Raw genomic sequence first — 12135 nt, forward strand, 5'->3', positions numbered from 1 at the left:
CCGCCCCCCTGGGGCCGGAGAACCCCCTGCCGGCCCTGCGGACCCTCGATGAGGCGCACACCGTCGACGAGCGCGCCAGAAAGGGGCTGCCGGCGGACATGGCACGGCAGATCGGCTACGCGCCCCTGCGCACCCCGCTGCCCGTCCGGATCCTGGACGGTTACGGGAGGGAGCGCCGCGAGACCGATGTCGATGCGATCGTGATCGAGAACGACCGGCTGCGGGCCCTTGTGCTGCCCGGCCTCGGCGGCCGTGTCCACTCGCTCCACCACAAGCCGACCGGACGTGAACTGGTCTACCGCAACCCGGTGTTCCAGCCCGCGAGCTTCGCGCTCAACGGCGCCTGGTTCTCCGGCGGCATCGAGTGGAACATCGGCGCCACCGGCCACACCACCCTCTCCTGCGCCCCGGTGCACGCCGCTGTCGTACCCGCCCCGGACGGCGGCGAGATGCTTCGGCTCTGGGAGTGGGAGCGGCTGCGCGACCTGCCGTTCCAGGTCGATCTGTGGCTGCCCGACGGTTCCGACTTCCTCTACACCGGGGTACGGATCCGCAACCCCCACGAGCGGACCGCGCCCGTCTACTGGTGGTCCAACATCGCGGTCGAGGAGGGCGAGCGCACCCGTGTGCTCGCACCCGCCGAGGCCGCCTGGCACTTCGGGTACGAGCACGAACTGCGCAAAGTGCCCGTGCCGGTGCCGGATCCCGGCGGCGCGGGCGCGGACCACACGTACCCGCTGCGCGCGGAGTTCCCCGCCGACTACTTCTACGACGTGCCGGGGGAGGCGCGGAAGTGGATCGCCTCGCTCGACGAGCGGGGCACCGGACTCGTCCAGACCTCGACCGACACCCTGTGCGGCCGCAAGCTGTTCCTGTGGGGCGCCGGCCGCGGCGGGCGCAACTGGCAGCGCTGGCTGACCGAGCCGGGCACGCCCGGATACGCGGAGATCCAGGCCGGGCCGGCCCGTACCCAGCTCGAACACATTCCCCTCGAAGCCGAGGGTGAACTGAGCTGGCTGGAGGCGTACGGGCCGCTCACCGCGGACCCGGAGGCGGTGCACTCGGCCGACTGGGACCGGGCTCGCGCCGAGGTCACGGACCGGCTCGAAGAGGCCCTGCCACGCGCGGAGGTCGACTCCGCCTACGCGGCATGGCTGCCGTACGCCGACACCGAGCCGGCGGAGGCGCTCGCGGCCGGCTCGGGCTGGGGCGCACTCGAAGTGCTGCGCGCCGGGTACAAGCTGCCGGGCACGCCGTTCGACGAGTCCACGCTCGGGGAGGAGCAGGCGCCCTGGGTGGAACTGCTGACCAGTGGCATGCTGCCGGTGCCCGGCACCGCCGTACCGCCGGGCCCCACGCTGGTGGCGCCGCACTGGCGGGACATGCTGGAGACCGCGCTGGACGAGCCGCTCACCGAGTACCACCTCGGGGTCGCGCAGTGGCACGCCGGGGATCTGGCCCAGGCGGTACGGAGCTGGGAGCGCGGGCTGCGCAGGGCGACCTCGCGATGGCCGCTGCTGCGCTGTCTGGCCGTCGCCGACCAGCAGGGCGGACACCCCCACCGCGCCGCCGACCACTACGCGGCGGCCTTTGACTCGCTCTGCCAGGACGTCGCGGGGAACGCCGACGCTGAGCGGAACGACTCTGCGGGGAACGTCGCCGCAGGGAACGATGTCGCAGGGAACGACTCTGCGGGGAACGACGGAGGATGGACCGCTGTTACGGCCGCGCTCGGCCGCGAGACGCTCGACGCGCTGCTGGCGGTGGACCGTACCGGCGAGGCACGCGGGGTGTGGGAGCGGCTGCCCTCGGACGTACGGCGGAGCGGCGCCTTCCGGTTCGCCGAGGCCCGGCTGCTGGCCGCCGAGGGCGAGAAGGAGGCGGCTCGCGCCCTCTTCGACGCCGGTTTCGAGGTACCGGATCTGCGGGAGGGCGCCGAGACGCTGGGCGAGGTGTGGGCGGGGATCACGGACGAACCGCTGCCGGACGCCTATGAGTTCCGGATGCGGTCGACGGGCTGAGCCCTGACGCCATGGGCCCCGGTGTCGTGAGCGCCGGGGCCACGGGGCCGGTGTCGCGGGGCCGGCGTCATGGGGCCCGGTGTCACGGGCCCGGTGTTGTGAGGCGAGGTGCTGTGAGGCCAGGTGCCGTGAGGCCCGATGCCGCGCACCGGGCCGGGCTCGGCGGTCAGGCCCCCTGGGCCGCTCTGCGGTCGACGTACTCGAAGACCGAACCGTCGGGGTGCACGGCGATCAGATTGCGCCCCACCGGGGTCGGCACCGGGCCCGCGAGGACCTGGGCGCCGACCTCGCTGAGGATCGTGAGCGCCTCGTCGACGTCCTTGACGGCGATGGTCGCCGTGACTTTGCGCAGCACCTCGATCTCGGACTCGGGGCCGCTCATCAGCAGGAAGCAGCCGACGGCGGCGACCGAGACCCCGCCGCGCTCGAAGCGGAGCGCGGGGCTTCCGGTGAGCCGTTCGTAGAACACCACCGAGCGGTCGAGGTCGTCGACGCAGATGCGCAACGTGGTTCCCAGGATTTCCATACGGATCAGGTTAGTTGGCGAGGGCGGGCCAGGAGATCGATTCAGACGCGGCAGAGGATCTCGCCGTGCGGGACCATGAACCAGCCGTCCTGGGCCCCGCCCCACTCCCGCCAGGCCTCCGCGATCTCCGCCAGTTCCGGGCGTGTCGTGTGCCCGCCGCCGACCGCCCGTCCGGCGTAGTCCGACGCGGTCGTACGGTCCGCCCACAGCCCGCTCCACCAGGCACGCTCGTCGGGCGTGGCGAAGCACCAGGTGCCCGCGGTGGCGGCGATGCCGGTGAATCCCGCCTGCCGCGCCCAGGAGAGCAGTCGCCGCCCGGCCTCCGGCTCACCGCCGTTGGCGCGGGCGACCGTACGGTACAGCTCCAGCCAGCCGTCCAGCCCGGGGACGGCGGGGAACCAGGCGAAGGCGCCGAAGTCCGCGTCGCGCGCCGCGACGACACCGCCCGGCCTGCACACCCGGCGCATCTCGCTCAGCGCCCGCACCGGATCGCCGACATGCTGGAGGAGCTGGTGGGCGTGGACGATGTCGAAGGAGTCGTCGGGGAAGTCCAGTGCGTGGACATCGGCGACCGCGAAGCGGACATTGTGTGCGCCGGCCGCCTCGGCGGTCTCCTGTGCCTGGCGGAGGACATCCGCGGAGGCGTCCACGGCGGTCACCGTGCCGGGCGCGACGAGCGCGGCCAGATCGGCGGTGATGGTGCCGGGGCCGCATCCCACATCGAGTACGTCCTGGCCCGGCCGCAGCTCGGTGAGCAGATACGCGGCCGAGTTGGCGGCAGTACGCCAGCGGTGCGAGCGCAGCACGGACTCGTGGTGGCCGTGGGTGTAGACGGCGGTCTCCTTCGGCATGGCCGGTCCTCTCTCACTCGGTGGTCCGGCCACGGTACGCTGCCATGTCGGATGATGAGACCCGCGTCTCGCTATATGGTCCTGGCTGGCTTCGGCCGGTTCGTACGCGCCCACTCCTCCCGCGTGAGCGCGTACGCCACATCGCCGTGTTCCGAGCCCGCGATGGTCTCCGGCCACTCCTCGAAGAACGTACGGACGTATCGCAGCCCGGCCTTCTCCAGCACCCGGCGCGACGCGGTGTTCACCGTCATGGTCTGCGCGGTGATCCGTTCCGTACCGAGACCGGTGAACGCCTTGTGGACGAGAGCGTGCGCGCCCTCCGTGGCGAAGCCGCGCCCCCAGGCCGTCCGGCGCAGCCGGTACCCCAACTCGACCACGGCCCAGCCCGGTTCGCTCTCCGGCTCCAGACAGAACCAACCCAGCCACTCGCCCGAGGCGCTCTCCTCGGCGGCCCAGAAGCCGCGCCCGAGGAGCCGAGGCAGGGTCTCGTACCGGACGGTGTCCCGGGAGACGGGCCGGCCGGAGTCGATGAACCGCCGTACGCCCGGGTCGTTTTCGAGCGAGACCACCCGGTCGAGGTCGTCCTCGGTGAGGGGACGCAGGCGCAGCCGGGGGGTTTCCAGGAAGAATCGCGTGGGCATGGCGCGATCCTGAGCCGGGGACACCGCTCTGTCCACCGTATATCCGTGGGCTTCCACCGAGGCTTCCACCGGGGCTTCGACGGAAACTTCCACGGAGAGTCCACGAGGGCTCTCACCGGCTCAGAGCAGCGACTGCGGGCGGTAGACCGTGAGGGCCTCCGGTACCTTGTCCAGCACCAATTCCCGCGGCGCCTCGGCCACTTCGCCGTCGAAGGCCAGCGGTGTGCCCGGGGCGATGCCCGTGATCCGCAGCCGGGTCCTGCGCTGTGCCGTGTGTACCGGGGAGCGGCTCAGCGGGCCCGCGAGGGCGGCGGCGAGCAGACGCAGGCCGGGGGCGCGGCCGCCGTGGACGACCCGTACGTCCAGCAGACCGTCGGCCAGATCGCGCCGGTGGCCCGGGGTGGGGCCCATCCGCTCGTACAGCGCGTTCCCCGCGAACAGCAGCCACAGCGAGCGCCGCCGGCCCTCGAACTCGGCCTCCAGCGGCCGCCCTTCGCGCAGCACGGTCAGTGCAGCGAGGACCCCGGCCGGCCAGCCGCCGATCCTCGGCGCCCAGCGCTCGCGCACCCGTACCAGCTCGGGATAGACCCCCAGACTGAAGGTGTTGAGGAAGCAGCCCGCCGCCGAGCCGTCCGGGCCCGGGGCGAAGCGGCCCAGGTCGACCCGGACGGCGTCGCCCGCCACCATGGCACGGCAGGTGTCCTGGACCGTCTCCGTCCCCAGGTCGTACGCGAAGTGGTTGAGCGTGCCGCCGGGGAAGACGGCCAGGGGCAGACCGTGCCGGGCGGCGGTGTCAGCGGCCCGGTTCACCGTACCGTCGCCGCCGAGGACCCCGAGGGCACGGCAGCGGCCCGCGGCCTTCTCCAGCTCCGCGGCCACCTCGTCCGGCCCGCACTCCACGACCTCCGCGAACGGCAGCGTGTCCCGCAGCGGCGCGGCGGCGCCGGACGATCCCGAGGCCCGGTTGACCACGACGACCAGGCCCTGGCCGCCGGGCAGCGCGGGAGCCTCCGTGTGCGGCCGTCCGGGCGGCGGGAGCTGCGCACGGGTCGGTACGATCCCGCGTACGGCGAAGGCCGCGCCCACCCCGAGCGCCGCGCCCGCCAGCACATCGCTCGGATAGTGCACCCCGGTGTAGATCCGGGACAGGGCCACGGAGGCGGCCAGCGGGGCGACGGCCGCGCCCCAGCCCTTCGACTCCAGCGCCACCCCGGTCGCGAAGGCCGCCGCGGAGGCCGCGTGCCCGGAGGGGAAGGACGTGGTCAAGGGCTGACGCTTCAGCCGTCGTATCACCGGTACGCCGTCGAGGAGCGGGCGGCTACGGCCCACCGCCCGCTTGCCCACCGTGTTGACGGCGGCCGAGGCGAGCCCGAGCGAGGCCACCCCGCGCAGGGCGGCCCGGCGCGAACGCGCGTCGCGCCCCAGGGCGGCGATGCCGAGGGCGGCGCCGAACCAGAGCAGTCCATGGTTGGCGCTCCGGCTGAGGCGGGGCAGTACGGGGCCCGCGCCCGGCCAGCGGCGCGCGGCGAGCGAGCGGAAGGCGCGCTCGTCCCAGGAGCGGAGCAGCGCGGCGATCGGGGCGCGGGGTTCGGGGCGTGCGGTGGTCTCCAGCATGGGACGCGGGTACCCGGCTGACGGTACGGCCAAGCGGGCGGACACCGCTTTGGGGGGTTCCGCTCCGGGCGCGGCCCGGGAAGCACCAGGTCACAAACCTCCGTAACCTCCGTACAAAGGACTCGGATCAAGGGCTCGGATCAAGGACTCGCCCCACAGGGCTCGGGCCCCGCAGACGGCTCAGGCGCCACATGGGGCCCGGGCGCCACATGGGGTACGGAGTCGGGACAGGCGGGAGGTGGGCGGTATGCGGCGGACGGCTTCCGAGGGCCGTGGCCCCGTCCGGTTCGGCCCGCCCTTCCCCGAGGCGGGGCTGCCCGCGCTGCCCGGACTGGCCGACGCCTGCGCGGCGGCCACCGTACGCACTGGACCCGAACCGCCCGGCGGTGGCGCGGCGCTGCGCAAGGCGGCCTGCGGGTACTGGTCGCGGCGCGGGCTCCACTGCGATCCCGAGGGCGTGGCCGTCGCGCCCGGCGCGCAGCCGCTGCTGTTCGCGCTGCTCGCGGCGTACGACGGAGAGGTGCTGATGCCGAGGCCCTGCCCGGCCTGGTGGTCTCCGCAGGCGCGGCTGCTGGGCCGGCCCGCCTACCAGGTGCCGGCCCCGGCGGAGGCGGGCGGGGTGCCCGATCCGTACGCCCTGCTGGAGACGGTCCGCAGGGTACGGGCCGAGGGCGGCACCCCGAGAGTGCTGCTGCTCTGCCCGGCCGACGACCCCACCGCGACCGTCGCCCCGCCCGAACTGGTGCGGGAGGCCTGCGAGGCGGCGGTCGGCGAGGGGCTGCACATCATCAGCGACGAGACCTGGCGCGACACACTGTTCCGGCCGCACGAGACGGTGCTGCTCAGCCCGGCCGAGATGTGGCCCGACGAGGTCGTCGTCGTCCATGACGCGGTGGGTTCGCTGCTTCCGGCCGCCTGGCCGATGGCCTGCGCCCGCTACCCCGCGACCGGCGAGGGGGCGGCCCTGCGGGCCAGAACGCTCGACATCCTCACCGCGCTCGGCGCGCTGGTCGCGGGACCTGTGGCGGCCGCCGCGGCGTTGGCGCTGGACGAGCCGGACGTGGTCGGTGAGCGGGCACGGGCCGCCGCCGGGCTGTACACGCGCGTGGGCGCCGCCGCCCATCACGCGGTGCTCGTCTCCGGCGCCCTGGCCCGGCCCCCGGAGGCGGGCCGCCATCTCTACGCCGACCTCGGCCCGCTCCGCGCGCGGCTGGCGGAGCGCGGGGTGACCGACTCCATGGATCTGGAGAACCATCTGAGCGAGCGCCTCGGCACCCCCGCGCCGGGCGGCCACCGCTTCGGCGACGAACTGGGCGCGCTGCGCGTACGCCTGTCCACGGCCCCGCTCCTCGGGCCGACCCCCGCACACCGCCTGGAGTCCCTCATGGCGTCGGCGCCTCTGGAACTCCCGCATGTGGAGCGGGCGCTGACCGATTTCACGGCGGCCTTCGCCGAACTGCGCTGAGCCGTCGCCGAATTGGGAACGGGGCCGGGAACGGGAACGTTGCCGAGGGGCGCGAGTCGGCCCGTACCGCGTGAGCTGTTCGTACCGCGTGCGCAGCCGCGTACCGCGTGGGCTGTTCCGTATCGCTCAGATCCCCGTACCGCGCGCGGCGCCCCGGACAGCTCAGGCCTCCGTACCGCTCAGGTCTCCTGGCCCTCCGGGCACTGCGGTCCCTCCGTGTCCGGGCCGTCCGGCCTCGCCGGGCCGCGCACCTTGCGCCAGAGCGCCGGGGCCCCGCTCAGGACCACCGTCAGCAGCACCGCCGCGAGCACGCCCTCCCACGGCTTCGCGAAGAGCGAGCCGCCCAGGACCCCGATGAGCTGGTATGTCGCCGCCCAGGCCAGACAGGCCGGGATGTCGCCGCGGGCGAAGCGGCGCAGCGGCCAGTCCGCCAGCAGGCAGGCCAGCATCACCGGGATACGGCCCGCGGGGACCAGACGGGACAGGACCAGGACCGTCACCCCGTGCTCGCGGAGCTTGACCCGCGCCTGTTCCTGGCGGTCGGGCGGGGCGTACCGGCGCAGCGCCTCCAGCCAGCGCGAGCCGTTCTTCGAGCCGATCCCGCGCCGCCCCAGCCAGTAGAGCGCCAGATCGCCGAGGAAGGCCGCGCCGGCCGCCACCAGGAAGACATCGAGCATGGCGAGCGGGCTCGTCTGATGGAACGCCACCACCGCCGCCGAACTGACCACCGCCCCCGTCGGCACCACCGGCACCAGCGAACCCAGCGCCACCAGCAGGAACACCGACGGATAACCGACGGCCTGCTGGGTCGACTCGGGCGGCAGCTCGGCCAGCCGGGATATGACCCCGTCGATCACAGCACCGCCCCCGGCCGCACACTCTCGCCGTGCCTGAGCAGATGGACGGTCACCCCGGGCGCGAGCGTGGCCGCCTTCCGTACGAACTCGTCGCCCGGCGCGTAGAACTCATGGGGACGCACACCGTCCAGACCGATCGGCCAGTACGTCCCGAAATGCACCGGTACGGCCGCGCGCGGCGCCAGTCGGGCCAGCGCCTGTGCCGCGCGCCCGGCGTCCAGATGGTGCGGCCCGAGATGCGGACCCCAGCCGCCGACCGGCAGCAGCGCCACATCCACCGGACCCACCGCGTCCGCCATCGTGTCGAAGAGCCCGGTGTCACCGGCGAAATAGGTCCGTGACTCACCGCTGATCACATAGCCGAGCGCGGGGGAGCGGTGCGGCCCGACCGGCAGCCGCCGTCCGTCGTGCTCCGCGGGTACGGCCCGTACCCGCAGCGCCCCGATCTCCACCTCGTCACCCGCGTCGACCTCGGTGATCCGCAGCCCGGCCGGATTCCTGCGCGCGTCGAGCCGTCTGAGCGAGGGGACGGAACGGTCGGCGCCGCGCGGCAGGATCAGCCGGGTGCCCGGGGCCAGCCGGGCCAGTGAGCGCGGGTGCAGATGGTCGGAGTGGAGGTGCGAGACCAGCACCGCGTCGGCGACCGTCGCCTCCGGCGGCGGAACCGGCCCGAGGCGGCGGCGGAGATGGGCCAGCCTGCGGACGAACACCGGATCCGTCAGCACCCGGACCCCGGAGTCCTCGACCGTGCAGGTGGCATGGCCCCACCAGGTGATGACTGTTCCCAACCCGACCTCAGCTCCGCCCTCCGTACCGCTCCCGGCGCCGGGCACGGTCTCCGTACCCGCTCCGTACCCGGCCAGCGTACGGTGGCGGCCCGTCCGGCGTACGGCGGCCGGCCGGTCGGCGTACGGTGGCGGCCTGTCTCGCGGGCTGGATGCGCCCCGTTCGCGCCCTGCCGCCCGCCGGGTACGCGCCTGCCGCTCGGGGGCGCGCGCGGAGTAGGGTCTGCGCACGAGGCCGGGCGCCGTGCGCGGGCGCGGGCGCGGGAGTGGGGGGACTGCCATGGGTGACATCCGGAACGACGGTGACATCCGCGACGACGGTGCCGTCCGGGACGACGTACGGGTCGCCGTGATCGCCAGCCTGACGCCCCTGGAGGAACTCGACAGCGATCCCTTCCTGGTGGACACCCGCGGCCAGCACGACATGTGCGCGCGCTGGGCCGAGGACAAGGGCTATGTCGTCACAAGACAGCTCCTGCTCTACGGGCTGCGGCCCAACCACCTCGGGGTGTGGGTGGATGTCGACGACGGGGTGGTCGACCTGTTCGTCGCCGCCAACGACCGGGTGCTCGACCGGGCGTTCACCTCGGTGCGGGACTTCGCCGAGGAGTGCGAGCGCAGGGGCGTACGGCTGGAGACCGTCGGGCTGGACGAACCGCGGTACGACGCGGCCATGAAGGCCGGGGTCCACCGCAGGCTGTCGATGCCGACGGCGGGCTACGACGGCTGCTGACGCCCGGCGCCCGTCCCGGAACGCCCCACTCCCGTCCCGGAATCCCTGGCGCCTGTCCCGGAAAGCGCATTGACTCTTCCGGAACGCTCACCGCCAGTTCCGGAACGCTCATCGCCCTTTCTGGATCGTGCGGCGCGCTGTGCGAGGCTGGGCCGGAGCCCGTGCGGTGTACGGGCCCGGACGTGAGGTGACAGCGGAGTGCTCAGGGGGCGGTGGCGTACGACGGGCAGGGCCCTGCTGCGGGTGATCGTGGTGTGGGCGGTGTCCACGGTGACGATGCTGGTGCTCGCCGGGATCCTGCCGCAGTTCCGGCTCCAGTCCGGCGACGGCGAGAGCATCACCAAGCTCGCGCTGACCGCGGCCTGCGGCGCGGGCGCGTTCGGACTGCTCGGCGCGCTGGTCTGGCCGCTGCTCGTACGGGCGTTGCTGCTCGTGCCCGCGCTGGTCCTCGGTCTGCTGGTGTTCTTCCTCAACGGCTCGCTGCTGCTGCTCGCGCTCCGGCTGGTCCCGGTCGGCCAGGGCGCGGCCAACGCGGAGACCGCGGTGGTGGTCGCCGCCGTGATGTCCGCCGTCGCCTCCGCGACCTCCACGGCTCTCGCGGTCGGGGACGACGACGCCTACCGGCGCAGACTCTCGCGCCTCGCCGACCGGCGGCGGCGCAGAAGCGGCGAGGACGGCCGGCACACCGGGGAGCCCGGTACGGTCTTCCTCCAGCTCGACGGGGTCGGCCACCGTGTGCTGTTGGACGCGGTCGCGGACGGGGTGATGCCTCATGTCGCCGCGTGGCTGGGGGAGCTGCCCGCCCATCGGCCCACCCACCGGCTGACCCCCTGGCGTACCGACTGGTCCAGCCAGACCGGCGCCAGCCAGCTCGGCATCCTGCACGGCTCCAACCACGACATCCCCGCCTTCCGCTGGTACGAGAAGGACAGCGGCCGGATCATGGTCAGCAACCGGCCCGCGAGCGCCGCCGTCCTCCAGCAGCGGGCCATCCGGCGCACCGGGGACGGCGGGCTGCTCACCCTCGACGGCGCCAGCCGGGGCAATCTGTTCAGCGGCGGCGCGGACCAACTCGCCCTGGTGCTCTCGATGGCGGCGCGGCGCGGCCGGGCCAACCGCTCCCGGGCCGGCTACTTCGCCTACTTCTCCGACCCGGCCAACGCCGTGCGTACCGTGGTCTCGTTCGTCGCCGACGTCGGCCGCGAGATCGGGCAGTCGACCCGGGCACGGCTGCGCGGCGACCGGCCGAGGGTCGGCCGGGGCGGGCTCTATCCGCTCATCCGGGCCTTCGCGACCGTGGTCGAGCGGGACGTGGTGGTCGCGGCGGTGCTGGGCGACATGCTGGCCGGCCGGACCGCCGTGTACGCCGACCTCGTCGCGTACGACGAGGTCGCCCACCACTCCGGGCCGCACAGCAGGGACGCCGCCCAGGTCCTGCACCGTCTCGACCGCGCGGTCGGCCTGATCGCGGAAGTCGCCGAGCACGCGCCCCGCGCCTACCGGATCGTGCTGCTCTCCGACCACGGCCAGAGCCCCGGGGCGACCTTCGAGAGCGTCTACGGACTCACCCTCAGGGACCTGGTGCGCGCGGGCTGCGGACTGCCCGTGCCGCGCAGGGCCGTACGCACGAGGAGCGGGGCCGAGGCGCGCGACGCCGCTCGGCACGCCGTACGCAGCGCGCTGCACCGGCCGGTGCGTGAGGGCGCCGAGGAGAAGCCCGCGCCGGGTTCGGACCCGGTCGTGCTGGCTTCCGGCAATCTCGCGCTGATCTCCTTCCCGGACGTACCGGAACGGATGAGCCGCGAGCAGATCGACCGGCGCCACCCGGCGCTGCTGCGGACCCTGGCCAGCCATCCGGGGATCGGTTTCCTGCTGGTACGGAGCGAGGAGCACGGCTCGGTGGTGCTCGGGCCCGGCGGGGCGGAGGTGCCGCTCGCGGAGCTGGACGACAGCGGGCCGCTCGCGCACATGGGACCCGGCGCGGCCGATGCCGTACGGCGCACCGACGCGTTCCCGCATGTCGCGGACATCATGGTCAACTCGATGTACGACCCGGAGACCGGGCAGGTGCACGCCTTCGAGGAGCAGATCGGTTCGCACGGCGGGCTGGGCGGCGAACAGTCGCGGGCCTTTCTGCTGTCACCGCTGACGCTCTCCGCGCCGCTGACGGAACCGCTGCCGGGCGGGGACCGCACCGGCCGGTACGACGCCGGACCCGCCGCGGGACCCGCCGCCGGACCCGACGGCGAACTCCACCGCGAACCCGGCCGCGAACTTGTCGGCGCCGAGCAGGTGCACCGGGTGCTGCGGCGATGGCTGCGCGAGGCGAGCGGGCCCCAGGTGCCGCTCGAAGCGGCCCCCGACGGCACCGCGAACGTCCCCGCCGGCGTGGCGAACGTACGGTCCGCCGAGGCACAAACGGCCGAGGACGAAGGGGACCGGGCCTAGTCCACCTCCCCCATGCGAGCGGTTTCCGCCGGTAGCAGGACGCGCCACGGCGGTTCCTGGGCAGAGGACGCATGTCCAGGAGGTCGTGCCCATGTACCATGCCGCGCCCGCTGTCACCCGTGCCGCAGCTGTCCGTGCTGCCGCCGCGCGGCGGGCCGTGCTGGTGACGCTGCTGGTACTGATCGCCTTTCTGG

At 74.0% G+C, this 12135-nt stretch carries 10 protein-coding genes; 4 read left to right on the forward strand and 6 right to left on the reverse strand.

Annotation, left to right across the window (positions count from 1 at the left end; all coding sequences use genetic code 11):
- The coding region (locus WH07_RS11820; RefSeq protein ID WP_232788831.1) for a DUF5107 domain-containing protein at window positions 1–2021 on the forward strand (2021 nt) is incomplete at its 5' end.
- 166 nt (window positions 2022–2187) lie between these two features.
- Here WH07_RS11820 and WH07_RS11825 read toward each other — a convergent pair.
- The 4 genes from WH07_RS11825 to WH07_RS11840 all read right to left on the reverse strand — a co-directional run bounded on the left by WH07_RS11825 (window position 2188) and on the right by WH07_RS11840 (window position 5653).
- Window positions 2188–2547 carry a VOC family protein gene (locus WH07_RS11825; protein WP_046499133.1) on the reverse strand — a complete coding sequence of 120 codons (360 nt, stop codon included), beginning with the start codon at window positions 2545–2547 and terminating at the stop codon, window positions 2188–2190.
- A 41-nt stretch (window positions 2548–2588) separates the two neighbouring features.
- Window positions 2589–3398, reverse strand: coding sequence for a class I SAM-dependent methyltransferase (locus WH07_RS11830; protein ID WP_046499135.1), 810 nt, complete (start codon window positions 3396–3398; stop codon window positions 2589–2591).
- Between the two features lie 71 nt (window positions 3399–3469).
- Window positions 3470–4039, reverse strand: a complete 570-nt coding sequence (locus tag WH07_RS11835) for a GNAT family N-acetyltransferase (RefSeq protein WP_046499137.1) — start codon at window positions 4037–4039, stop codon at window positions 3470–3472.
- Between the two features lie 120 nt (window positions 4040–4159).
- Window positions 4160–5653: a bifunctional phosphatase PAP2/diacylglycerol kinase family protein gene (locus WH07_RS11840; RefSeq protein ID WP_079023154.1), complete on the reverse strand. Its 1494-nt coding sequence runs from the start codon at window positions 5651–5653 to the stop codon at window positions 4160–4162.
- A 247-nt stretch (window positions 5654–5900) separates the two neighbouring features.
- On the opposite strand from WH07_RS11840, the gene WH07_RS11845 reads away from it, so the two are divergent.
- Window positions 5901–7118 carry an aminotransferase class I/II-fold pyridoxal phosphate-dependent enzyme gene (locus WH07_RS11845; protein ID WP_046499139.1) on the forward strand — a complete coding sequence of 406 codons (1218 nt, stop codon included), beginning with the start codon at window positions 5901–5903 and terminating at the stop codon, window positions 7116–7118.
- 179 nt (window positions 7119–7297) lie between these two features.
- Here the strand turns inward: WH07_RS11845 and WH07_RS11850 are convergent, their stop codons facing one another.
- Both WH07_RS11850 and WH07_RS11855 read right to left on the reverse strand, forming a co-directional pair.
- Window positions 7298–7972: a DedA family protein gene (locus tag WH07_RS11850; RefSeq protein WP_046499148.1), complete on the reverse strand. Its 675-nt coding sequence runs from the start codon at window positions 7970–7972 to the stop codon at window positions 7298–7300.
- A complete protein-coding gene (locus tag WH07_RS11855) occupies window positions 7972–8763 on the reverse strand; it encodes an MBL fold metallo-hydrolase (protein ID WP_046499152.1) in 792 nt (263 codons plus the stop codon). Before WH07_RS11855 ends, WH07_RS11850 begins: the two co-directional genes overlap by 1 nt.
- Before the next feature lie 277 nt (window positions 8764–9040).
- Here WH07_RS11855 and WH07_RS11860 point away from each other — a divergent pair, with 277 nt between their 5' ends.
- Window positions 9041–9493, forward strand: a complete 453-nt coding sequence (locus WH07_RS11860; protein ID WP_046499140.1) for a hypothetical protein — start codon at window positions 9041–9043, stop codon at window positions 9491–9493.
- Window positions 9494–9691: 198 nt separating this feature from the next.
- Window positions 9692–11941: a phage holin family protein gene (locus WH07_RS11865; RefSeq protein ID WP_046499142.1), complete on the forward strand. Its 2250-nt coding sequence runs from the start codon at window positions 9692–9694 to the stop codon at window positions 11939–11941.
- Window positions 11942–12135: the final 194 nt, after the last annotated feature.

This window comes from Streptomyces odonnellii, from assembly GCF_000981895.1.
In the GTDB taxonomy this organism is placed as follows: Bacteria; Actinomycetota; Actinomycetes; order Streptomycetales; family Streptomycetaceae; genus Streptomyces; species Streptomyces odonnellii.

Bases quoted from the DNA above. Each gene is read 5' to 3' on its own strand.
- WH07_RS11835 (WP_046499137.1), bottom strand. From the start codon at position 4,039: ATGCCCACGCGATTCTTCCTGGAAACCCCCCGGCTGCGCCTGCGTCCC.
- WH07_RS11840 (WP_079023154.1), bottom strand. From the start codon at position 5,653: ATGCTGGAGACCACCGCACGCCCCGAACCCCGCGCCCCGATCGCCGCG.
- WH07_RS11845 (WP_046499139.1), top strand. From the start codon at position 5,901: ATGCGGCGGACGGCTTCCGAGGGCCGTGGCCCCGTCCGGTTCGGCCCG.
- WH07_RS11860 (WP_046499140.1), top strand. From the start codon at position 9,041: ATGGGTGACATCCGGAACGACGGTGACATCCGCGACGACGGTGCCGTC.
- WH07_RS11830 (WP_046499135.1), bottom strand. From the start codon at position 3,398: ATGCCGAAGGAGACCGCCGTCTACACCCACGGCCACCACGAGTCCGTG.
- WH07_RS11825 (WP_046499133.1), bottom strand. From the start codon at position 2,547: ATGGAAATCCTGGGAACCACGTTGCGCATCTGCGTCGACGACCTCGAC.